This window comes from Aeromonas lacus (genome assembly GCF_000764665.1).
In the GTDB taxonomy this organism is placed as follows: domain Bacteria; phylum Pseudomonadota; class Gammaproteobacteria; order Enterobacterales; family Aeromonadaceae; genus Aeromonas; species Aeromonas lacus.
Genome location: NZ_JRGM01000041.1, coordinates 1 through 23,041 on the forward strand (window position 1 = coordinate 1; position 23,041 = coordinate 23,041).

20 protein-coding genes are annotated in these 23,041 nt (G+C 59.3%); 13 read left to right on the forward strand and 7 right to left on the reverse strand.

The features are described from left to right. From LG31_RS0106310 to rnd, 7 genes are all read left to right on the forward strand, one after another. Positions 1-200: hypothetical protein (locus LG31_RS0106310; protein WP_033113639.1), on the forward strand; the 200-nt coding region annotated here is incomplete at its 5' end. Between the two features lie 67 nt (positions 201-267). Continuing rightward, on the forward strand, positions 268-2,175 hold the full coding sequence (locus LG31_RS0106315) for a DNA repair helicase YoaA (RefSeq protein WP_033113640.1): 1,908 nt from the start codon (positions 268-270) through the stop codon (positions 2,173-2,175). Positions 2,176-2,309: 134 nt separating this feature from the next. Next, a complete protein-coding gene (tsaB, locus tag LG31_RS0106320) occupies positions 2,310-3,011 on the forward strand; it encodes a tRNA (adenosine(37)-N6)-threonylcarbamoyltransferase complex dimerization subunit type 1 TsaB (protein ID WP_033113641.1) in 702 nt (233 codons plus the stop codon). 102 nt (positions 3,012-3,113) lie between these two features. Continuing rightward, complete coding sequence (locus tag LG31_RS0106325; protein WP_033113642.1) at positions 3,114-3,629, forward strand: Slp family lipoprotein; 516 nt, start codon at positions 3,114-3,116, stop codon at positions 3,627-3,629. Positions 3,630-3,638: 9 nt separating this feature from the next. Continuing rightward, the gene (locus LG31_RS0106330) at positions 3,639-4,505 is read left to right on the forward strand and encodes an alpha/beta fold hydrolase (protein ID WP_033113643.1); all 867 of its coding nucleotides are present in this window, start codon (positions 3,639-3,641) and stop codon (positions 4,503-4,505) included. 198 nt (positions 4,506-4,703) lie between these two features. Beyond that, positions 4,704-6,380 (forward strand): long-chain-fatty-acid--CoA ligase FadD, encoded by a 1,677-nt coding sequence (gene fadD / locus LG31_RS0106335; RefSeq protein ID WP_152598316.1) that lies wholly within the window; start codon positions 4,704-4,706, stop codon positions 6,378-6,380. 98 nt (positions 6,381-6,478) lie between these two features. Further along, the gene (gene rnd / locus LG31_RS0106340) at positions 6,479-7,591 is read left to right on the forward strand and encodes a ribonuclease D (RefSeq protein WP_033113645.1); all 1,113 of its coding nucleotides are present in this window, start codon (positions 6,479-6,481) and stop codon (positions 7,589-7,591) included. A 180-nt stretch (positions 7,592-7,771) separates the two neighbouring features. Here rnd and LG31_RS0106345 read toward each other — a convergent pair whose 3' ends face one another. The 6 genes from LG31_RS0106345 to LG31_RS0106370 form a co-directional block, all read right to left on the reverse strand. Next, positions 7,772-8,416, reverse strand: coding sequence for an MBL fold metallo-hydrolase (locus LG31_RS0106345; RefSeq protein WP_033113646.1), 645 nt, complete (start codon positions 8,414-8,416; stop codon positions 7,772-7,774). A gap of 22 nt (positions 8,417-8,438) precedes the next feature. Then, the gene (gene mnmH / locus LG31_RS0106350; protein ID WP_033113647.1) at positions 8,439-9,554 is read right to left on the reverse strand and encodes a tRNA 2-selenouridine(34) synthase MnmH; all 1,116 of its coding nucleotides are present in this window, start codon (positions 9,552-9,554) and stop codon (positions 8,439-8,441) included. Next, positions 9,551-10,588: a selenide, water dikinase SelD gene (gene selD / locus LG31_RS0106355; RefSeq protein WP_033113648.1), complete on the reverse strand. Its 1,038-nt coding sequence runs from the start codon at positions 10,586-10,588 to the stop codon at positions 9,551-9,553. Before selD ends, mnmH begins: the two co-directional genes overlap by 4 nt. Before the next feature lie 408 nt (positions 10,589-10,996). Continuing rightward, positions 10,997-12,181, reverse strand: coding sequence for an acyltransferase family protein (locus LG31_RS0106360; protein WP_033113649.1), 1,185 nt, complete (start codon positions 12,179-12,181; stop codon positions 10,997-10,999). Between the two features lie 344 nt (positions 12,182-12,525). Further along, positions 12,526-13,719, reverse strand: a complete 1,194-nt coding sequence (locus LG31_RS0106365) for a class I SAM-dependent methyltransferase (RefSeq protein ID WP_033113650.1) — start codon at positions 13,717-13,719, stop codon at positions 12,526-12,528. A gap of 110 nt (positions 13,720-13,829) precedes the next feature. Continuing rightward, positions 13,830-15,260 carry a methyl-accepting chemotaxis protein gene (locus tag LG31_RS0106370; RefSeq protein WP_033113651.1) on the reverse strand — a complete coding sequence of 477 codons (1,431 nt, stop codon included), beginning with the start codon at positions 15,258-15,260 and terminating at the stop codon, positions 13,830-13,832. Between the two features lie 82 nt (positions 15,261-15,342). Here LG31_RS0106370 and LG31_RS0106375 point away from each other — a divergent pair, with 82 nt between their 5' ends. Together LG31_RS0106375 and LG31_RS0106380 are read left to right on the forward strand one after the other, a co-directional pair. Then, positions 15,343-15,615, forward strand: coding sequence for an acylphosphatase (locus LG31_RS0106375; protein WP_033113652.1), 273 nt, complete (start codon positions 15,343-15,345; stop codon positions 15,613-15,615). Positions 15,616-15,694: 79 nt separating this feature from the next. Beyond that, on the forward strand, positions 15,695-16,372 hold the full coding sequence (locus LG31_RS0106380) for a CHAD domain-containing protein (protein WP_238567485.1): 678 nt from the start codon (positions 15,695-15,697) through the stop codon (positions 16,370-16,372). 97 nt (positions 16,373-16,469) lie between these two features. Here the strand turns inward: LG31_RS0106380 and metG are convergent, their stop codons facing one another. Further along, complete coding sequence (metG, locus tag LG31_RS0106385) at positions 16,470-18,503, reverse strand: methionine--tRNA ligase (RefSeq protein WP_033113653.1); 2,034 nt, start codon at positions 18,501-18,503, stop codon at positions 16,470-16,472. Between the two features lie 186 nt (positions 18,504-18,689). Here metG and apbC point away from each other — a divergent pair, with 186 nt between their 5' ends. The 4 genes from apbC (at position 18,690) to LG31_RS0106405 (ending at position 23,039) form a co-directional block, all read left to right on the forward strand. Further along, positions 18,690-19,772, forward strand: coding sequence for an iron-sulfur cluster carrier protein ApbC (gene apbC, locus LG31_RS0106390; protein ID WP_033113654.1), 1,083 nt, complete (start codon positions 18,690-18,692; stop codon positions 19,770-19,772). 110 nt (positions 19,773-19,882) lie between these two features. Further along, a complete protein-coding gene (udk, locus tag LG31_RS0106395; RefSeq protein ID WP_005345570.1) occupies positions 19,883-20,527 on the forward strand; it encodes a uridine kinase in 645 nt (214 codons plus the stop codon). 63 nt (positions 20,528-20,590) lie between these two features. Next, positions 20,591-21,172 carry a dCTP deaminase gene (dcd, locus tag LG31_RS0106400; protein ID WP_005336719.1) on the forward strand — a complete coding sequence of 194 codons (582 nt, stop codon included), beginning with the start codon at positions 20,591-20,593 and terminating at the stop codon, positions 21,170-21,172. Positions 21,173-21,569: 397 nt separating this feature from the next. After that, a complete protein-coding gene (locus LG31_RS0106405) occupies positions 21,570-23,039 on the forward strand; it encodes an inorganic phosphate transporter (RefSeq protein WP_033113655.1) in 1,470 nt (489 codons plus the stop codon). Positions 23,040-23,041: the final 2 nt, after the last annotated feature.

Sequence of the window (23,041 nt, forward strand, 5' to 3'; positions counted from 1 at the left end):
CCGCCACCCCCGGTAACGAAGAGATCAAGCGGGAAGTGAACCAGATCAGCAAGAAGCATCAGCTGCGCAAGACCAGCACTGACAACAGTGACTCCCAGCAGCGCCAGCAGGCTTATAGCCAGAAAAAGCACGATCAGCAGAAGGTGGAAGAGAGTGATCACAAGCCGGATCCCGACCACCAGATCGATCTGTTCGTCTGAGCAGATTATCTGTCCCGCTTTTGCCGCACTTTTGGCATAATGGCCGCTTTGACCGCGGGACGCCCCTTTGACCATCCAGACCCTGTTCAAGCCAGATGGCCCTTTGGCCAGCCATATCGACGGTTTCAAAGCCCGCGCTCCCCAATTGGAGATGGCCGAAGCGGTCGCACGCGCCATCAAAAGTGGTGGCCGTCTGTTGGTGGAGGCGGGGACCGGTACCGGCAAGACCTACGCCTATCTGGTACCGGCGCTGGAATCTGGCAAACGGATCGTGATCAGCACCGGCTCCAAAAACCTGCAGGAGCAACTCTTTTACCGCGACCTGCCCACCATCACGGCGGCGCTCTCCTATACCCCGCCGGTGGCCCTGCTCAAGGGGCGCAGCAACTATCTCTGCATCGAGCGGATGAACCGGCTCTTGAGCGAATCCCATCTGCAAAAGCCGGAAGTGCTCAATGATCTGGTAAAGGTAAAGTCTTGGTCTACCGCTACCGATAACGGCGATGTGGGGGATATTCCGGGGCTGCAGGAGAACGCCGAGATCCTGGCTCACGTCACCAGCACTAATGAAAACTGCCTCGGTCGGGATTGCCCCTATTACGACGACTGCCATCTGGTGGTAGCCCGTCGCCGCGCCATGGATGCCCAGGTGGTGGTGATCAACCATCACCTCTTCTTCGCCGATATGGCGGTAAAAGATACCGGATTTGGCGAGCTGGTGCCGGAAGCTCAGGTCTATGTCTTTGATGAAGCCCACCAGCTGCCAGAGATCGCCACCAGCTACTTTGGCAAGTCGGTGGGCAGCCGCACCATTCTGGATCTGGCACAGGATATCCAGCTTGCCTATCGGGCCGAGGCCCACGACATTGCCCAGCTCGGCAAGGCGGCCGACAGGCTCGCCATCGCCAGTCAGGATCTGCGGCTCGCCTTTGGCGTGGATGGTGGTCGCGGCAATACCCGCGATATGCTGCGCCAGCCGCTCTGGGGCCAGGCTCTGGCTCGCCTCAACGATGCCATCGGGCTCTGCTATGAGGTGCTGAAGCTGGCGCTCGGGCGCGGTGAACAGCTGGATCACGCCTTCGAGCGGATCAGTGAGCTGCGCACTCGCCTTGGTGAGGTGCTGGCGGTCAATCAGACCGGATTCTCCTACTGGTATGATTGCTCGCGGCTGCACTTTACCCTCAATTTGACGCCGCTCTCGGTGGCCGAACGCTTTGGCGCCGAGGTACTGCGCCCCGAGGTAGCCTGGGTCTTTACCTCCGCCACCCTGACGGTTGATATGCGCTTTGATCACTTCAAGGCCGAGCTGGGGCTGGCAGGCAGCGCCGAGCTTATCCTCGACAGTCCGTTTGACTATGGCGAGCAGGCGCGGCTCTGCGTGCCGCGTTTCCTGCCCGAGCCCAACGCCTTTGGCCGTGGCGAGCAGTTGGCCAATCTGATGATCCCGCTGATCAACAAGACGCCGGGTGGCTGTTTCTTCCTCTGTACCAGTCATCAGGTGATGCGTCAGGTGGCCGAGGTGCTGCGTCGGGAGATTGGCCGTACCGTGCTGCTGCAGGGGGAGGACAACAAGCAACGGCTGCTCAAGGAGTTTGTCGAGAATGGCCGCGCCGTGCTGGTGGCGACCAGCAGCTTCTGGGAAGGGATCGACGTGCGAGGCGCTGCGCTCTCCTGTGTTATCATCGACAAGCTTCCCTTTGCGAGCCCCGATGATCCTCAGCTCAAGGCACGGGTGGAGGATTGCAAGTTAAAGGGCGGCGATCCCTTTGCCGAACTTCAGCTGCCCAAGGCGGTGATTGCCCTTAAGCAGGGGGTAGGGCGGCTTATTCGTGATCGCAGTGATCACGGCGTACTGGTTATCTGTGATCCACGCATGGTCAACAAACCCTACGGTGCCACCTTCATCAAGAGTCTGCCCGCTATTCCGCGAACCCGGGAGCTGGCGACGCTAGGCAATTTTTTTGACCGGGGTTGAATAAACCCGTCTGACATGTGGCCTATTGCGGCCGTTCAGGCGGGGGATTGTCGCTAACAAACGATTTGAACAACGGGCGAGCATATCTTGCTTGCCGGTTATGTAATTGACTGATTTTATAGAGATTGGAAAGCATGAACGAGTTGAAGATCCTGGCCGTTGATACCGCCACCGAAGCCTGCTCCGCCGCCTTGCTGGTGGGTGACAAGGTATTCTCCCGTTGGGAGGAGGCGCCACGGGATCACACCCGCAAGATCCTGCCGATGGTTCAGGCTCTGTTGGACGAAGCGGGAATAACCTTGGACAAGCTCGATGCCATCGCCTTTGGCCGTGGTCCGGGTTCTTTTACCGGGGTGCGGATCGGTATCGGCGTCGCACAAGGGCTGGCGTTTGGTGCTGGCGTGCCGCTGATTGGCATCTCTACCCTGGCTGCCATGGCGCAAGGGGCTCATCGGCTGGAAGGGGCCGAGCGGGTGCTGACCGCCATCGATGCACGCATGGACGAGGTCTATTTCGGTCACTACGAGCTGATCGATGGTCGTATCCAGCTGGTGGGTGAAGAGGTGGTGAGTGGCCCGGCCGCGCTGGTGGAAGCCCGTGGCAAGCACTCTGGCCGCTTTACTTGTGTCGGCACCGGTTTTGAGACCTATGGTGAGACCCTCAAGGGCCTTGCCGACGAGCTGGTGGTCAGCCAGGTGCGTTTCCCGGCCGCAGAAGACATGTTGCCGCTGGCCCGCACTGCTTGGCTGGCGGGTGAAGCGGTAGCGGTCGAGCAGGCGACCCCGGTATATTTGCGTGACAAGGTGACCTGGAAAAAGCTGCCGGGTCGCGAATAAGGGCAAAGGCGCCATGGCTTTCATGTCGCCTTTGCCACCGAGACTCGCCCTGCAACGGGGCTGTGTCGTGGCCTTGGGGCCGTTCGGCGAGAGGAGAGTGACATGTTGAAGCGTGTGATGTTGATTGGGGCGACAGCCCTGCTGCTCGGGGCCTGCAGTTCGGTGCCCAAGGAGCTGGTCTATCAACCGGAGAACCAGCTGGTGGCCTATCAGCCGGCCCTCGGTGGTATGGAAGGCAAGCCTGCCCGCTGGAGCGGCATCATTTCCGCGGTGCACAACAAGGCGGATCAGAGCGTCATCGAGGTGGTCTATCTGCCGCTGCAGGCCAACGGCGTACCGGAGCAGACCGAGCAGAGCCCGGGTCGTTTTCTGGCCATCATGAATGGCTTTGTTGACCCGACCCTCTATGCCAAGGGGCGAAGCCTGACGGTGCTCGGCACCATCGGCAAACCGGTGGATAGTCAGATTGGCGAGCACAACTATCGCTTCTCGGTGCTCAATGTGACGGGCAGCAAGTTGTGGCCGCCGGTCAAGGAGGTGGAGGTTCGCTACGTGGATCCCTACTTCTACGACCCCTTTTACGATCCCTTCTGGCCAAGACGGCCACTCCATCGCTAGGAGCAGGCATTGAGTACCCCGATGCAAGAGCGTTTCGTCACCCTGGTGGATGGCCGCCGGGTGGCCTTGCTCGAGAACCGGCAAGCGGCTCCCGAGTTGCCACAAAAGCCCCTGTTGATAGCCCTGCATGGCTGGCTCGACAATGGCGCCAGTTTCCTGCCTCTTGCCCCGTATCTCGATGATTTTCATCTGGTGTGTGTCGATCTACCGGGGCATGGTCACTCCGATCACAAAACTACGCCCTATGTCTTTGTCGACTGGCTCGACGATCTCTACCAGATCACCCAGGCCGCAGGCTGGTCCCGTTTTGTCCTGCTGGGTCACTCCCTTGGCGCCCTCATTGCTTCTGCTTATGCCGGCGTTTTCCCCGAACAGATAGAGCGGCTCATTCTGCTGGAGGGGCTCGGGCCGCTCACGCAACCTGACGAGGCGGTTCCCGCCCAGATAAGACGGTCGATCCTCAATCGCAGCCGCACCCGCGAGCGAAGTGCGGCTGGCTTTGCCTCCATCGATGAAGCGGTCGCGGCGCGTTGCAAGGTGGCAGAGATAACGCCAGAGGCGGCACGCCTTATTTGCGAGCGGCAACTTGAGGAGCGGGCAGAGCGCTGGCAGTGGCGCAGCGATCCCCGCTTGCGAGATCTCTCGCCGCTTCGGATGAGCGAGGGACAGGCGCAGGCGCTGATCAAGGCAATCTGCTGCCCGGTGCTCTTTATCCGAGGTGAACAGGGATTTGCCGAGCTGGAGGCACAGTGGCAGTTGCGACAGGGGGCCTTCAGGCAGATAGAGCAGGTGATTTTGCCGGGAAATCACCATTTTCATATGGAAAATGGCGCAGCAACCGCCGTTTGTATCGTAAATTTTTGTCAAGTTCGGTAGAATCACCGGCTTTCTATAATTCCAGGTTTGTCATCCCCCTCACATTTTTCCGTTGTTAATTTGCTGTTAATTGATGTTGCGCTGTGTAAATATGGGCGGCATTAGAGTACGTGCTTAAAACAGTTGATTGAAATCGATGTGAACAGGGACGGAGGCAACAGAGTGAGCGCACAGGTGCTAGTTATGCAGGAGAAGTTCGTGGAAAAAGTTTGGCTCAAGCGTTATCCACAAGGGGTCCCCGCCGAGATCAATCCGGAGCAGTTCAGCTCGCTGGTCGAGATGTTTGAATCCTCAGTGAGCCAGTTCGCCGACCAGCCCGCTTTCGTCAACATGGGGCAGACCATCACCTACCGCCGACTGGAAGAGCAGTCCCGCGCCTTTGCTGCCTACCTGCAAAACGAGCTGAAGCTGGAGAAGGGTGATCGGGTCGCGGTGATGATGCCGAACCTGTTGCAATACCCCATCGCCGTGTTTGGCATCCTGCGTGCCGGCATGATCGTGGTCAACGTCAACCCGCTCTATACTCCGCGCGAGCTGGAGCACCAGCTCAAGGACTCCGGCACCAAGGCCATCGTCATCGTTTCCAACTTCGCCCATACCCTGGAAAAAGTGGTCTACGACACCCCGGTCAAGCACGTCATCCTGACCCGCATGGGGGACAACCTGGGTCTGGCCAAGGGCACCCTGGTCAACTTCGTGGTGAAATACGTCAAGAAGCTGGTACCCAAATACAACCTGCCGCACGCCACCACCATGCGCCAGGCGCTGGCCAAAGGGCGTTATCAGCAGTACATCAAGCCGGAGATCGCCTGCGAAGATCTCGCCTTCCTGCAGTACACCGGCGGTACTACCGGTCTCTCCAAGGGGGCCATGCTGACTCACCGCAACATGATTGCCAACGTCGAGCAGTGCCTCGGCGTCTATGGCCCCATGCTGGAGCGGGGCAAGGAGTTCGTGGTCACCGCGCTGCCGCTCTATCACGTCTTTGCGCTGACTGTGAACTGCCTGCTGTTTATGCGCCTGGGCGGTTACAACCTGCTCATCAGCAACCCGCGCGATATCCCGGGTTTTGTCAAAGAGATCAAGAAGTACCCCTTCACCTGCATCACCGGCGTCAACACCCTGTTCAACGCCCTGGTCAACAATGCCGAGTTCCAGAGCATCGCCTTTGACAAGCTCAAGCTCACCATCGGTGGCGGCATGGCGGTACAACGCGCGGTGGCGGAGCAGTGGAAGAAACTGACCGGTACCCCGCTGCTGGAAGGTTACGGCCTGACCGAGTGCTCGCCGCTGGTGAGCGTCTGCCCCTATGATCTGAGCGATTACAACGGCTCCATCGGCCTGCCGGTCTGCTCCACCGATATCCGTCTGGTGGATGACAACGGTCAGGTGATCCACGATTTCGGTACCCCGGGTGAAATGCAGGTGCGTGGCCCGCAGGTGATGGTCGGCTACTGGCAGCGCCCAGAGGCCACTGCCGAGGTGATGCAGGATGGCTGGCTCTGTACCGGTGATATCGCCGTGTGCGACGAGCAGGGCTTCTTCAAGATCGTCGATCGCAAGAAGGACATGATCCTGGTCTCCGGCTTCAACGTCTATCCAAACGAGATCGAAGATGTGGTGGCACTTCATCCGAAAGTGCTGGAGGTGGCCGCAGTCGGCGTGCCGCACAAGGTCTCCGGCGAGCTGGTGAAGATCTTTGTGGTCAAGAAAGATCCAAAGCTGCAGGAGGACGAGATTATTGCCCACTGCCGCAAACATCTGACTGCCTATAAGGTGCCGAAACTGGTAGAATTTCGTGACGAACTTCCCAAGACCAATGTGGGCAAGATCCTGCGCCGCGTACTGCGTGACGAGGAGATTGCCAAGCAGTAAGGCGCTGCACCTAGCTTTCTGGTGTGTCGCAGTGATGCAAAACCGTGGGTCATCCCACGGTTTTTTCTTTTTGGCCCTGATCAACCGCGCAGGCACAGATGCAATATCAACTTATCACTCAGCAAGCCGAACTTGAGCAGTATCTCGCTTCTCTGGCCGACGTTCCCCTGGCTATCGATACTGAATTCGTTCGCACCCGCACCTATTATCCCCAGCTTGGCCTGTTTCAGATCTACGACGGCCAGCAACTGGCGCTGCTCGACCCGCTCACTCTCGATCTGGCTCCGCTCTGGCAGCGGCTTGGCCGGGCAGGGCAGATCGCCATTTTGCATGCCTCCGGTGAAGATCTGGAGCTGATCCAGCATCAGGCTGGCCATCTACCCAACCAGATGCACGACACCCAGCTGGCTGCCGCGTTCCTCGGCCACGGCGTATCGGTCGGTTTCGGCGCGCTGGTCAAGGAGTTCCTCGGCGTGGAGCTGGAGAAGGATCAGGCCCGTACCGACTGGCTGGCTCGCCCGCTGACCCCGCGCCAGCTTGAATACGCGGCGGCTGACGTCTTCTACCTGATGCCGCTCTACGAGAAGGTGATGGCCAAATTGCGTGAAAGCGGCAAGTTTGCCTGGTTCGAGCAGGAGTGCCACAGCCACTCCGCCCGCAAGACCCAGGGCAGCGATCCCCGTCAGGCTTATCTTGAAATCGTCAACGCCTGGCAATTGGGTCGCCGCGAGCTCGCCATTCTGCGCGAGCTGGCCGCCTGGCGCCAGCAGGAGGCGGTGCGCCGCGATCTGGCTCTGAACTTTGTGGTCAAAGAGCTGCACCTGTTCAAGGTAGCGGAGCGCCGTGCCGCTTCCCTGCGCGATCTCAACGAGCTCGGCCTCTCGCCCATCGAGATCAAGATCCACGGCAAGCGGATGCTCGATATCGTCGCCAGGGCGCAGCAGAGCGATCCCGACAGCTGGCCCGAGCCCATTCGCCGGCTGGTGGACTATCCCCAGTACAAGGGCGAGCTCAAGCGGATCAAGGCGCTGGTGGAGGAGAAGGCCAAAGCGAGCAACATTCCACCCGAGCTGATTGCCAGCAAGAAGATCATCCACCAGTACTTCACCTGGAGCTGGCGGATGGGAGATGCGGAGCGTGCTCGTGCCGACAAACCTATGCTGCTGCAAGGGTGGCGCCATGAGCTGGTCGGTCACCTTTTGGAACAATAAGCGCACTTATTGTTGCACCTATGAATCAATCCTCACCCTCGGGTGGGGATTTTTTATTGGGGGGCATTCAGGAAGAGGCAAGAATGGGTCAGCCGATCTGGCCAGATGATCACTTTGCTACATTCAGCAGGAACAAGTGGGGATTGAGAAAAGGCAGCGGAACATCGCTGCCTTTTTTGATCACCAGATAGGCTGGGTCAGGTAGGGGTTGCTCGCCTTCTCGCGGCCGAAGGTGGAGCTGGGGCCGTGGCCCGGGATAAAGACGATCTCGTCACCCAGCGGCAGCAGGGTCTCGGTGATCGACTTAATCAGGGTCGCGTGATCGCCACGGGGGAAGTCGGTGCGGCCGATGCTGCCGGCAAAGAGCACGTCGCCAACCCAGGCGAGCTGCTCGGCTTGGGAGAGCAGCACGATATGGCCCGGGGTGTGGCCGGGGCAGAAGTAGACATCTAGCTCGCACTGGCCAAGCTGCACCTTGTCACCCTGCTCAAGCCAGCGATCCGGCGTGAACGCGGGGGTATGGGCGAAGCCGAACATCTGGCTCTGCTGGGGTAGCATGTCGAGCCAGAAGGCGTCTTCCTTATGGGGGCCGGTGATGGCGACGCCGGTTTTTTCCCGCAACTCGGCGGCGGCACCGACGTGATCAAGATGACCGTGGGTCAGCAGGATGTGGGTCAGGGTCAGGCCGCGCTTGGCGATGGCGGCCAGCAGCTTGTCCGCTTCGCCGCCCGGATCGATCAGGGCCGCCTGATGGGTCTCGTCACACCAGATGAGGGAGCAGTTCTGGGCGAACTGGGTGACCGGGATCACCTCGAATTTCAACATAGAGTTCCTCTCTTGGGATGGGTCAGCCGCGCAGCGCGCTGGCATGCTGCTCGGCGAAATAGTCGAGACAGGCTTGCTTGTCACCGCGAAACACGATGCGCTCCTGCTTGTTGCCAAGCTGATAGAGATACATGGGGTCGTAGTAGCGGGTCAGCAGCAACGTGATCCAGGCCAGATGCAGCGCGGTATCGCCGCTCTTTTCCTGCTCGGTGAGGGCGGTCTGCATCAGGGCATCCAGCTCACGGTGGGCCTGATCGCCAAGACGGCGCTTGAGGCGGGCCAGCGCATCGGTGAGGTAGGCGGCAAACAGCGGCCAGCCAGCTTCCAGGCCATACAAGGCTTGATAGCGCAGCCAGAGATCGTGCACGTAATCTTCACGGATCTGCTCGGCCCGATCGATTTGCGGAACGTCCACCACCACCAGCGGTGCCTGACTCATGGCCTCATGGAGGGAGAGGGGCAGGCAGCAGCGGCCAATCAGCCGGCTCTCATCCTCGACCACGAAGGTCTGCTCGCCGCGATGGCGGCGCTTGAGCAGCTCGATGGCGAGGTTGTTTTCAAAGTTGATGTTGCTGGGCTGGCCGCCGGGCAGCTGACCGAAGGAGGAGCCCCTGTGATGGGCATGCCCCTCCAGATCCACCGCCTGGGTCACCAGATCGAGCATGTGGGTCTTGCCGGAGCCGGTCATGCCGGTCAGCACGCTCCAGTGACACTCGGCAGAGGCCTTGTCCTGGGTGTCGATCAGGAAACGGCGCAGCTCCTTGTAGCCACCGGCGACGCGGGGGCGAGTCACCCCCGCTTCAGCCAGCCACTGTTGTACTGTTTGCGAGCGCAGGCCGCCGCGAAAGCAGTAGAGCACGGCATCGGGCTGCTGGCGCAACTGCGCCAGCCAGCCTTCGAGTCGCTCGGCACGTACTGCTCCCCCCACCAGCTTGTGTCCAAGCTCAATGGCGGCGGCCTGACCCTGCTTCTTGAAGCAGGTCCCCACCTGGGCGCGCTCATCGTCTGTCATCAAGGGCAGATTGGTCGAGCAGGGGAAGGCCCCCTCCTTGAACTCGATGGGGGCGCGCACATCAATCAACGGCACATCGTCCAAAAAGAGTTGGGCGTAGTCCGTGGCCAGTGGCAATTCACTCATTGGACAATCTCGATAAAGCGTGAGCCCTCAAGGGGCTTGATCTGGCCGATGGGCGAGAGCGCAAGGCCAGCTTCGCGCGCGATGGCGAGCAGCTCGGCTTCGCTCTCTTTCCCAACGGCGACCAGCAGGCCGCCGCTGGTTTGCGGATCGCACATGATGTTGCGGGTGCGATCGTCCATGGCATCCAGCTTGTGGCCGTAGGAGTCGTGATTGCGCAGGGTGCCGCCCGGGACGCAGCCCTCGGAGAGGTAGTAATCCACCTCATCAAGCAGCGGCAGCGCCTTGAAGTCGAGGCTGGCGCTGACGCCAGAGCCTTCACACATCTCCAGCAGATGGCCCGCCAGACCAAAACCGGTGACGTCGGTCATGGCGTGGACACCCGGTAGCTCGGCAAAGCGCTGGCCGATCTTGTTGAGGGTGCACATGGCGTTGGGGGCCAGCTGCTCGTGCTCAGGCTTCAGCTTGCCCTTCTTCTGGGCGGTGGTGAGGATGCCGATACCGAGGGGCTTGGTCAGATAGAGGGTGTCACCCACCTTGGCGGTATCGTTCTGCTTGATGGCGTCAAGGGGCACAATACCGGTGACCGCAAGGCCAAAGATTGGCTCGGGGGCATCGATACTGTGACCACCGGCCAGCGAAATGCCCGCTTCGTGGCACACCTGACGGCCGCCGTCGATCACCTGTTGGGCCACTTCCGGTGCCAGGGTATTGATGGGCCAGCCGAGGATGGCGATGGCAACGATGGGCTTGCCACCCATGGCGTAGATATCGCTGATGGCATTGGTGGCGGCAATGCGGCCAAAGGTGAAGGGGTCATCGACGATGGGCATGAAGAAGTCGGTGGTGGAGACAATGCCCTGACCGTTGCCGATATCGACCACGGCCGCGTCATCCTTGCTGCTGTTGCCAACGATCAGGGTCGGGTCGTTGAAGCCCGGGATCTGGCTCTTGAGAATGGTGTCGAGCACCTTGGGAGAGATTTTGCAGCCACAGCCAGCGCCGTGGCTGTATTGGGTCAGACGAATGGAAGACATACTTACCCCTTGTTTGTGCACCGTGTGCAGAGGCTCTGCGGGAGCCATCTTGGTCAATGCGCGGCCATCTACCGTCATGTAAAGAGCCGCAAAAATAGGTGGCCTTGGCTGCTTCTGGAAGCAGTGATGTCAGGCAGTCACGCAGGGCTGCCGGGTAGGACGGGGAAAAAGAGGCGACAGATGCGCCAACACAGCCCCGCCAAGGGCCACAGGACAGGGCATTATGCCACAAATGCCCCCTCCGGTTCGAACAGGAATTCATACAAAGCGAAGGGGATTGGCGGGTGGAGGGTAAGGGAGGAGGGCGCTGGCATGAGCTACTCAGTTATCGGCAGGGGGAGAGCACTCGCGGATTTGCCCGCAGAGGTTGGCCTAACCTCTGCGGGGCAATCAGCGGGCGAAAACGGGTTAGCCGGCTTGCTCCAGCACCGGCTGGCGAGCCTTGCCCCAGCGGCGCAGGCGCCGTTGCAGTGGTCGCTCCAGCAGGTTGTAGCTCAGCGCCGAGAGCCCGATCAGTACCGCCATCATCAGCAAGGTGGCCATTACCCCCAGCAGCGGGTTAGTTTGGCCATACCACCACTCGGTGAGCCCCGGTGCCAGATAGTGGATGAGCTCGCAGCCGGTGAGCAGCACCAGCGCATGGAGCAGGTAGATGGAGTAGGAGAGATCCCCCAGCCAGTTGGTGAAGCGGTTATCCAGGAGGTGCAGCAGCGGGCTTTGGCGATCGCCTTGGCAGGCGGCAATCCAGATCAGCAGCACGTAGGAGGCGATCAGCAGCAGTGTCAGCTGCGGCGTCATGGTGAACTGCATCAGCGCAAAGGGCAGCACAAAGGCGACCAGCAGCGGCAGATCTCGCTGCATCATGGGCAAGCCTTTTGCGGCCTTGACCCTCGGCAGCAGCCAGAGGCCAAGCACAAATTCACTCACCCCGCGCCCCACCGCCAAGGCGCCGCTGGTGACATCCAGGGTGCCGCGACTGTGCACGATAAAGGCCAGCACCGTCAGCGCCAGCAGGGGGGCGAGATGGCTCCAGCGACTGCGGGTGACTGCGAGGGGAATAAGCAGCGGGAACAGCAGGTAGCTGATCCACTCTACGCTCAGCGACCAGGCGGCGAAGTTCCAGGTCAGCCCGTGATCGGTCACCACCTGTAGCAGCAGGAAGGCGCTCGGCAGCGCCTCGGCCGGGGTGAAGGGGGAGCCGAAGGGGGGCATCCCTTCCCACTCCCACATCTTGAACAAGGGGCCGGCGTAGAAGCCCACCCCGTGCTGCGCCTTGTAAAGCTCCCAGCCGACCAGCAGCAGCAGGGTCACCAGATAGAGGGGGTAGACGCGGGTCAGCCGCAGCCAGAGAAAGCGGCCATAGCCCACGGTGCGGGGCGTACGGGTGAAGGCCTCGCCATAGACATGGGCCAGCACCACGCCGCTCAAAATAAAGAACAGATCGACCCAGAGGTAGCCGTTCTCGATGAGTTGGGTGTGGCCTGCGATCGACTCCATCCACTGGGGAAAGAGCAGTAAGCGGGCATGAAACAGCACCACCATCAGGGCAGCGATGCCCCGTAGCGGCGTTAACAGCGGCAATGATTGATTCATAACGGGATCCCTTGTGATGTTCAGCTTGGCCTGACATCGACTTTTGTTGTTGTACCGTCCATCAATTCTGATAGGACGGTTGCCCCAGCTTGGTTGCCGCAGGCGGGATCACACTACGGAAAAGAGAGTCATACGGGTGTGATTTAAATCATAAATGTGCAGTTCTTGTGCAAACAAATTTAAACAAATGCAGGCGTGGGATGCAGGGAGGGAAAAGGAGGAGAGAGAACCCCAATAAAGCAGATAGGGTGGTCATCGGGGCGAGGGTCAGGTCTATAGGCGTTAAGCAAAACAATCAGGCCCGCAAGGGGCCTGATTGATCACAAGAGGTGGGTGGTTGCCGATCAGCGGGCGCGTACCACCAGACCCTTGAGGTAGAAGCCTTCCGGATAGGCGGTACCGATGGGGTGATCGGAGGCCTGGGAGAGCAGCTCCAGGATCTGGGCATCGCGACCGGCATCGAGCGCCGCATCGGCGACGATCTTCTGGAACAGGCTCTGCTCCATCAGGCCGGAGCAGGAGTAGGTCAACAGCACGCCACCCGGCGCCAGCAGTTGGAACGCCAGCATGTTGATGTCCTTGTAGCCGCGGCAGGCGCCCAGCAGCTGGGCCTTGCTCTCGGCAAACTTGGGGGGATCCAGCACGATGACATCGAACTTCTCGCCCTTCTCGCGGTATTCACGCAGCAGCTTGAACACGTCGTGACGGACGAACTGGGTGTTGCTGGTATCCAACCCGTTCAGCTCGGCGTTCTGGCGGGCGATATCCAGCGCATTCTGGGAGAGATCGACGTTGACCACTTCCTTGGCGCCGCCCTTGAGGGCATAGACCCCAAAACCGCCGGTGTAGCAGAAGCAGTTGAGGACGCGCTTGCCTTCGGTGTACTTGGCGGCAGCTTGACGGTTGTCACGCTGATCCAGATAGAAACCGGTTTTGTGGCCGTTGCGAATATCCACCAGGATCTTGACGCCGCCATTCTCCTCGATGACTACCGGCTCGTTCGGGGTCTCGCCATAGATGACGCCAGTGCGCTCTTTCAGCCCTTCCTTCTTACGTACAGCCACATCGGAGCGCTCATAGATGCTGCACTCAGGGTAGAGGGTACGCAGTGCTTGTGTTATCAGCTCGCGCTGGAACTCGGCCCCGGCGGAGAGAATTTGACACACCAGAAAATCGGCGTAGCGGTCGATGGTCAGACCCGGCAGGCCGTCGGATTCGGCAGCGCAGAGGCGATAACCGGTGAGCCCCTGACGCTTGATGAGCCCGTCACGGGACTCTTGCGCGTATTTAAGGCGACGCATGAAGAAGTCGAGATCGATGGTCTCATCCTTGTCGAAGGTCCAGACCCGGGCACGGATCTGGGAGCTGCCCGACCAGGCGCCACGAGCGAGCCATTTGCCGTCATGGGTGAAGATCTCGACGGTATCGCCGTCAATGGGGTTGCCCTGAACCCGCTCGATCCCCTTGGAGAAGATCCAGGGGTGGCGACGCAGCAGGGATTTTTCGCGGCCTTTGACGAGATAGATGGAAGCGCTCATGGATGTTTGCCAGATGGTCAAAAGAAAAGGGGCCACATTCTATGTGGCCCGCAGGTAAAACTCAAACGGCCCGGTGCATCAGCGTGCCCGAACCGGAGGTGACTGACAGATCAGATCCTGATCCCCTTGAGTGCCCGGGTCAGCTCGCTGGCGGTGGCCTTGAGCCCTTGCGTGCCAGCCACCGAGGCGCTGGCGGAGGCCTCCACCTGCGCCGCTTCATGGCGTACCTGATCCAGATTGTGGGTGATCTCGGCGGCCACCGAGCTCTGCTCTTCGCTCGAGGTGGCGATCTGGGTGCTCATCTCCAGCACCGCATCGCTGTGATTGCTCAGCTTTTCGATATCGAGCCCCACCTCGCTGATGAGTTGCTGGCTGTTGGCCGCGCGACCTACGGTTTTCTCCATGATGTCGTTCAGCGCCCCGGTGCCGGCTTGCAGCTCTTCAATCATCTTCTGGATCTCGACCGTTGCCTGCTGGGTGCGGCTGGCGAGGGTGCGCACCTCGTCGGCCACCACCGCAAAGCCGCGCCCCTGCTCACCGGCGCGGGCCGCTTCGATGGCGGCGTTAAGGGCCAAGAGGTTGGTCTGCTGGGAGATGGCGTTGATGACGCTTACCACCTCGTTGATGCGATTGGCATTATGAGTCAGGCGCTCGACCGCGCCGGAGGCATTGCCAATCTCGTCGGCCAGGGTGCGGATCGCCTCTATGGTACGGGCCACCCGGTTGGCGCCATTGGTCGCTTCTTCGCTCGATTGACGGGTCTGCTGCAGGGTGTCGTTGGCATTGCGCGCCACTTCGCGAATGGCGGCAGACATCTGCTCCATGGCGGTGGCCAACGAATCCATGTGCTGGCGCTGGGCGCGCGCCATGTTTTCGCCTTCACTGGCGTGGTCGCGAAACTCGTCGGCGGCCATGGTCAGCGCCTCGGCAGACTCTTCCACCAGTTTGACGATCTGATGCTGGCGGTCGGTAAAGCGGTCGATGCTGCCCGCCAGGGTGGAGAACTCGTCCCGCACCGGGAAGAAGTTGAGGCGGAAGGTGAGATCCCCGTCTGCCACGGTTTGCAGCGCCTTGTTGGTGGAGTACAGGGCGCCGGAGACAAAGGTCATCATGTAGTGGATCACCATTGCCATCAGGGCTGCCTGCGCTCCAATCATGGTGAGCGTGGTGCCCTGATCATCCCACATCGAGGACGTGCTTGCATCGAACTCGCCGGTGACATAGCCAGCCTGACCCGCTGGTGCGGTGAAGCGGTAGCGGTCGTCCTGCTGCTCGAGTCCGCTCACCCCTTGTGGTTGGAGGCGCAGATCGGCCGGCAGATTGAGAGTTGGCTGCTGGCTGACCAGTTGTGCGGTGGTCTCGACCCGCTGTTGCAACTGTTCAACCTTGAGCTTTATCTCCTGTTCGTGGCTGTTTGCCAGCAGATACCAGCTGAGAAAGGCGATGATCAGCAGGGGAAGCCAGAAGGCGATGTGGAATTTTTCACTGATGGTGAGGTGAATGAGATAGCGGTCAACCCACCGGAATTTAACTTCTTTCATAATGGAGCTGCATCCTGCAGAGATAGAGTGTCGGGCACATTATCGTCTCGGGAATTTTTTTCTTAAGCAGAAGGTGTGAGAAATGGGAGAGCAATCGTTTGTCATTCGGGTGTGGGGGCAGGTACAAGGGGTCGGATTTCGCTACTTCACCCGCGAGCGTGCCTTGCAGCTGGGGCTGCGCGGCCATGCCTACAACCTGGAGGATGGGTCGGTGGAGATCCTCATCAGCGGGCCGACGCAGGGTGTACAGATGATGCTGGGCTGGCTGGAACATGGCCCGCGCACTGCAAGGGTGACCCGGATGGAGTATGAAGAGGCGCTGCCGCCGAGCGGCCAGGGCTTTCATACCAACTGATCTGCCGGGGACATCATGACTGCTGATACGCGTGATCCCTTGCTGGCGCAGGCCCGGGTACTGGTTGCCAGCTACCGCCATGCCGCTCGCGCGTGAACCCCATGTCCATGGTTACCGCATCGCTGCGCGCCGCATGCAGGCGCTGCTCGCATTGTGGCGACCCGGCCTTTGCCACCTAAAACTGGAGCGACGGCTGCAGCGCGCCATTGGCCGACTCTCGGCCCTGCGCGATGCACAGGTTTACACCGCGCGTTTTGGCGCGTCTTCCACAATCGTCTTGCCCAAGGTGACGGTTCCCCTTTTTTCGGGCTTGCTTGCCCGCTGGCTGGATGAATTAGAGCAAATTCCCGATAGCTCAGGGCTGGCTCGTCACTACCGGCGCCACCTTGCCCGACGCCTCGATGCGGCATTGAGCCGACTTGATGAGAACCAAGTCGGCAACGTCTCCCATCGCCAGCAGCTGCGTCGCTGGCATCATCTGCGCCTTGAGATAAAACAGGCGCGCTACGGCGCCGAGTTGCTGCTGGAGCTGGGGGCGGGGGAGGCGGAGTGGGTCAGCGCCTTTAGTCATTGGCAGGAGCAACTCGGCCAGTTGCAGGATTGGCGGCAGTGGCGGCGAGCCCTGAAAGGAAACAAGCGGCAGCGCAGAGTGAGGCAGAAACTCAAGCGCAAGATAGTGACGCGATTGCGCCGCCTCGATTACCAGCAGGCGGAACTGGTGGGGCTCAAGGTGGCGATGTTGGATAGCCCGCTCTAACCATCCTGCTGGATGCTCAATGGGAGCAATCCGCAGAGTTGCAGGGAGTAAAAGAAAAAAGAGGCCCACAGGCCTCTTTTTTATCGGGTCGATGCGCTTACTTGACGCGCATACCTGGCTGGGCGCCTTCCTGCGGCTCCAGGATCCAGAGATCCTTGCCGCCCGGGCCTGCAGCCAGCACCATGCCTTCGGACATGCCGAAACGCATTTTGCGCGGCGCCAGGTTGGCTACCATCACGGTCAGCTTGCCTTCCAGATCTTCCGGGTTGTAGGCGGACTTGATGCCGGCAAACACCTGACGGGTCTCGCCGCCGATATCCAGTTGCAGCTTGAGCAGCTTCTCGGCCTCCGGTACCGCTTCGGCCTTCTTGATCAGCGCTACGCGCAGGTCAATCTTAGCGAAGTCGTCATAGGTGATGGTTTCGCTGATGGGGTCATCAGCCAGCGGGCCGCTCACTTTCGGTGCCTGCTCCTTGGCCAAGTCTTCCTTGGATGCCTCGATCATGGCTTCAATCTTGGCCGGCTCGATGCGTGAGAAGAGGGCCTTGAACGGCGCAACGGTGTGATTAACCAGCGGCATTTCGATGCCATCCCAGCTGAGGGTTTCGGCCAGGAAAGCTTCGGCACGCTCGGCCAGCAGCGGCATGACGGGCTTGAGGTAGGCCATCAGCACGCGGAACAGGTTGATGCCGACAGAGCAAACCGCTTGCAGCTCGGCATCGGCCCCTTCCTGCTTGGCGATGACCCAGGGAGCCTTGTCGTCCACATAGCGGTTAGCCTTGTCGGCCAGCGCCATGATTTCGCGGATGGCACGGCTGAACTCGCGGCTCTCATAAGCCTCGGCGATGGTGGTGCGGGCGTTGGCGAACTCGGCGTAGAGTTCGGGTTCGGCGCAGGTTGCCGCCAGCTTGCCGCCAAAACGCTTGGCGATAAAGCCGGCGTTGCGGGAGGCGAGGTTGACCAGCTTGTTGACCACGTCAGCGTTGACGCGCTGCACGAAATCTTCGAGGTTCAAGTCCAGATCGTCGATGCGGCTGTTGAGCTTGGCGGCGTAGTAGTAACGCAGGCACTCCGGATCCAGGTGGTTCAGGTAGGTGGATGCCTTGATGAAGGTACCCTTGGACTTGGACATCTTGGCGCCGTTGACGGTCACATAGCCGTGCACGTTGACCTTGGTCGGCTTGCGGAAGTTGGCGCCTTCCAGCATGGACGGCCAGAACAGGCAGTGGAAGTAGGCGATGTCCTTGCCGATGAAGTGGTAGAGCTCGGCGTCGGAGTCCGCTTTCCAGTAGCTGTCAAAGTCGATGTCGCCACGCTTGTTGCACAGGTTCTTGAAAGAAGCCATGTAACCGATAGGGGCATCGAGCCAGACGTAGAAGTACTTGCCCGGCGCGCCCGGAATTTCAAAACCGAAGTAGGGGGCATCACGGGTGATGTCCCACTGCTGCAGGCCGCTTTCAAACCACTCCTGCATCTTGTTGGCCATCTCTTCCTGGATGGCGCCGGAGCCGCGTACCCACTCTGCCAGCCATTTTTCAAACTGCGGCAGGTCGAAGAAGAAGTGCTCGGAGTCCTTCATCACTGGAGTGGCACCGGAGACGGCAGATTTCGGATCGATCAGCTCAGTCGGGCTGTAGGTGGCGCCGCAGCTGTCACAGTTGTCGCCATACTGCTCCGGAGACTTGCACTTGGGGCAGGTACCCTTGACGAAACGGTCCGGCAGGAACATCGATTTTTCCGGATCGAACAGCTGGGAGATGGTGCGGCTCTTGATAAAGCCACCATTTTTCAGGCGGCCGTAGATCAGCTCCGCCAGCTCGCGGTTTTCGTCGCTGTGGGTGGAGTGATAGTTGTCAAAGCTGATGTTGAACCCGGCGAAATCGGCCTGGTGCTCCTTGGAGACCGCAGCAATCATCTCTTCCGGGGTGATCCCCATCTGCTGTGCCTTGAGCATGATCGGGGTGCCGTGGGCATCATCGGCACAGATGAAGTGCACCTGATGACCGCGCATTCGCTGATAACGAACCCAGATATCGGCCTGGATATGTTCCAGCATGTGGCCAAGGTGAATGGAGCCATTGGCATAGGGGAGGGCGCAGGTTACCAGCATTTTACGAGGATCAGTTGCCATATTACGTTCTTGATGTGCTTGTTGGGATGATAGAGTGCCGTGCATGTTACCCGAATTGGGGGTAGCCTGCCTAGGGTTGTGGCTGTGCCGGGCTTGGCCGGATACACCATCTGTACCGCAGGCAAGCCACTGATTTGTGTGCGGTAACCGTTCACCTCAAGATAATGACAAGATAATGAGGAGTTAATGGTGATTGATTCAGTAAAACAGATCCTTGCCGAATTTAAGCCGGCAGGCTGGAGCAAGGATCTGGTCGGTGCCGGATTTGTGCGCGACGTCATCAGCAAGGATCAAAGTCTCTCTATCCGCCTGGTGTTGCCCTTTGCCGCGCTGTCGCTGCTCGATACCCTCAAGGAGGAGTTCGATGCCAGATTGCGCGCTGCCACTGGCGCCTCCCGTATCGACTGGCAACTTTCGATCGATGTTGCCAGTATGCCGCGGGCGCAGGGGCTTAATGCCGTGCAGGGGATCCGCAACATCATCGTCGTTGCTTCCGGCAAGGGCGGGGTGGGCAAGTCCACCACGGCGGTCAACCTGGCGCTGGCCCTGAAAAAGGAGGGGGCGCGGGTTGCCATCCTCGATGCCGATATTTATGGCCCCTCCATCCCCACCATGATGGGCACCCTCAAGGAGCGCCCGGTCAGTCATGACGGCAAGCTGATGGAGCCGGTGATGGCATGTGGCCTCAAGAGCAACAGCATCGGCTATCTGGTCTCCGAGCAGGATGCCACCATCTGGCGCGGCCCGATGGCGAGCAAGGCGCTGGCGCAGATCCTCCATGAGACCCGTTGGGGCGAGGTGGATTATCTGGTGGTGGACATGCCGCCGGGCACCGGCGACATCCAGCTCACCATGGCCCAGCAGGTGCCCACCTCGGCGGCAGTGATCGTCACGACCCCGCAAGATGTGGCGCTGGCCGATGCCCGCAAGGGGATCGCCATGTTCCACAAGGTCAATGTGCCGGTGCTCGGCATCATCGAGAACATGAGCTACCACGTCTGCAGCGCCTGTGGCCACCATGAGCCGCTATTCGGTACCGGTGGCGGCCAGAAGATGGCAGAGCAGTATCAAGTGGCGCTGCTTGGTCAGCTGCCGCTGCACATCGACATCCGCCAGCACATGGATGATGGTTGCCCGACTGTCTTCAGTTCGCCGGAAGGCAGCCTGGCTCAGGCTTATTTGAAGCTGGCGCGCAGGGTGGGGGCTGAGCTCTTTTTCAGCGCAAAACCGATTGCGACCCCGCTTTACACTGTCGCGCTGGATGAATAATCAGCTGTCGGTCACCTGAAGGGGATTTGAGGGTGGGCATGACCCCCCCTTTTTTATATAATGGATCGGTTTAAACCATCCCCACTGCTCTTCTCTTTTAGGTATTTGTCATGTCTGATACTCAACATTCGTGTGTGATCATCGGTATTGCGGGCGCATCTGCGTCTGGCAAAAGTCTTATAGCCCAGACCATTTATGAAGAGCTGGTGGCCGAACTGGGCGCAGGTCAGATTGGTGTGATCACCGAAGATTGCTACTACCGTGATCAGACCCACCTAACCATGGAAGAACGGGTAAAAACCAACTATGACCACCCCAACGCGCTGGATCACGACCTGCTGGTACAGCACCTGAGCCAGCTGGTCAAAGGTGATGCGGTCGCCATTCCCCAGTACTCCTACACCGAACATACCCGGATGAGCGAAGTAACCCCGTTTGCGCCGCGCCGGGTGATTATTCTGGAAGGGATCCTGCTGCTGACCGACAGCCGTCTGCGGGATCTGATGGATGCCTCCATCTTTATGGATACCCCGCTCGACATCTGTTTGCTGCGCCGTCTGGTGCGTGACGTGCAGGAGCGTGGCCGGACCATGGACTCCGTGCTCAAGCAGTATCAGAAGACGGTGCGTCCGATGTTCCTGCAGTTTATCGAGCCGTCCAAACAGTATGCCGATGTGATCGTGCCCCGTGGCGGCAAGAACCGCATCGCCATCGACATGCTCAAGGCGCGTATTCGTCACATGTTGATTGGTTAAGATGAAACAAGCCGGGTGATGCCCGGCTTTTTTAAAAGCACAATTTGTCAGGAGAGTCGCCCAATGCGTCTGTGTGATACCGATATTGAACGCCATCTGGATGAAGGCAAGATCGTCATTGAGCCACGGCCCGGGGTAGAGCGGATCAGTGGTGTCAGTGTCGATGTGCTGCTGGGTAACGAATTTCGGGTATTTCGCGATCATACCGCTCCCTATATCGACCTGAGCGGTCCGAGCAGCGAGATGGCCGATGCCATCGATCGGGTAATGAGCGACGAGATCCACATCCCGGATGGTGAAGCCTTCTATCTGCACCCGGGTCAGCTGGCGTTGGCTGTGACCTATGAATCAGTCACCCTGCCGGCAGATATCGTCGGCTGGCTCGACGGCCGTTCATCACTGGCCCGTCTCGGTCTGATGGTGCATGTCACGGCACACCGTATCGATCCGGGCTGGTCTGGCCGTATAGTGCTGGAGTTCTACAACGGCGGCAAATTGCCGCTGGCGCTGCGCCCCAAGATGAAGATCGGCGCGTTGAACTTCGAGATGCTCTCCGGTGTCGCGGCACGTCCCTACAACAAGCGGGAAAATGCCAAGTACAAGAGCCAGCAGGGTGCTGTCGCCAGCCGTATCAACCAGGATTGATGCTGCCCGCAGGCATGATTGAAAACGAGGAGCTACGCTGTAGCTCCTCTTTTTTTGGTTATGTTACAGGCGAGCGGGCGCAGCGAAGATACGGATGGCTCCTGGCTGGTCGGATGAGAATGGTTGGCAAACGATATTTTTATGCTTTTTTATGCCTGGTGGGGGTGAAAAAGGGGGCTGAAATGGACGTTTGTTGGCTGAATTGTCAGCAACTTTGTTGTTTGCTGGCAACAACTGCTCGCTTTAATTAATCTCTGGCAAGCCGCATGGTTACTGGCTGTAAGATATTTTTTACCAAAAAGCTCTTTTTTTTTATGGCTGAAATATTTCACGGATGGCTATGGTGTTGGCCGCCATCTGGCATAATCCGCCGCAACTCATAAACAGGCTTTTTTTTATGTTTGAAATGTTTAGTGGTTTGGGTTTGTGGTGGTCAATCGGTTTGGTATTGGCCGTTTTTTTTGTGCTTGCCTATGAATTCATCAATGGCTTTCACGATACCGCCAACGCGGTAGCAACGGTTATCTACACCAAAGCGATGCCCGCTCACCTGGCGGTTGTGGCTTCAGGGATCTTCAACTTTTTCGGTGTCATGTTTGGTGGTCTGGGTGTGGCCTATGCCATCGTCCATCTGCTGCCCATCGACCTGCTGCTTGGGATGGATTCCACCCAAGGGTTGATCATGGTCTTCTCGCTGCTCTTTTCCGCCATCGTGTGGAATCTGGGTACCTGGTTCTTCGGGATACCGGCCTCCAGCTCACATACCTTGATCGGTTCCATTCTGGGGGTTGGCGGTGCCTATGCCTGGATCAGCCACAAGCCGGTGACTGAAGGGATCAACGTGAGCAAGGCGATTGACATCATGCTCTCCCTGATCATCTCCCCCACCATCGGTTTCATCGTGGCAGCGCTGCTGCTGCTGGTTATGAAACGAATCTGGACCAGCAACAAGATCCACAAGACCCCGGAAGAGCGTCAACTTGTTGATGGCAAGAAGCACCCGCCATTCTGGGCTCGCCTCACTCTGGTTGCTTCTGCGATGGGTGTCAGCTTTGTGCACGGCTCCAACGATGGCCAGAAGGGTATCGGTCTGGTCATGCTGGTACTCATCTGCATGGCGCCAGCCTACTTCGCGCTGGACATGAATAGCCGCTCTTACGATCTGGACCGCACCCAGGATGCCAACCAGCGCATCATGGAGATCTACAAGCGCAATCAGGATGCGGTGAGTGGTGTTATCAATTTCAACTCAGCTTCTACTGTGCAAGAAGAGCTGATGACTCACTGTTCCGCAGACAGCGTGCTGCAGGCAATGAACACTCTGGATTCCCGTCTTGGTGCTGTACGTACCTATGAAGAGATGAGCCTGACCGATCGGCGTGAAGTGCGTCGTCTGCTGCTCTGTATCGATGATACTGCTCGCAAGGTAGCCAAGCTGCCACTGCCAGCGAAGGAGCTGACCGACCTGGCCAAATGGCGCAAGGATCTGACCGCGACCGCTGAATATGCTCCGACCTGGGTTATCGTCTCCATCGCACTGGCGCTGGGTTGCGGTACCATGGTGGGCTGGCGTCGTATCGTCCATACCGTGGGCGAGAAGATCGGTACCACTGGCATGACCTACAGTCAGGGCATCGCTGCCCAGATCACTGCGGCTACTTCAATCGGTGTGGCTAGTTTGACCGGCATGCCGGTATCCACCACCCATATCCTCTCCTCTGCGGTAGCGGGTACCATGGTGGCCAACAAATCAGGCCTGCAAAGCCAGACCATCAAGACCATCCTGATGGCATGGGTGCTGACCCTGCCGCTTACCATGCTGCTCTCTGGTGGCCTGTTTATCATCAGTCACCATCTGTTCTCATGATG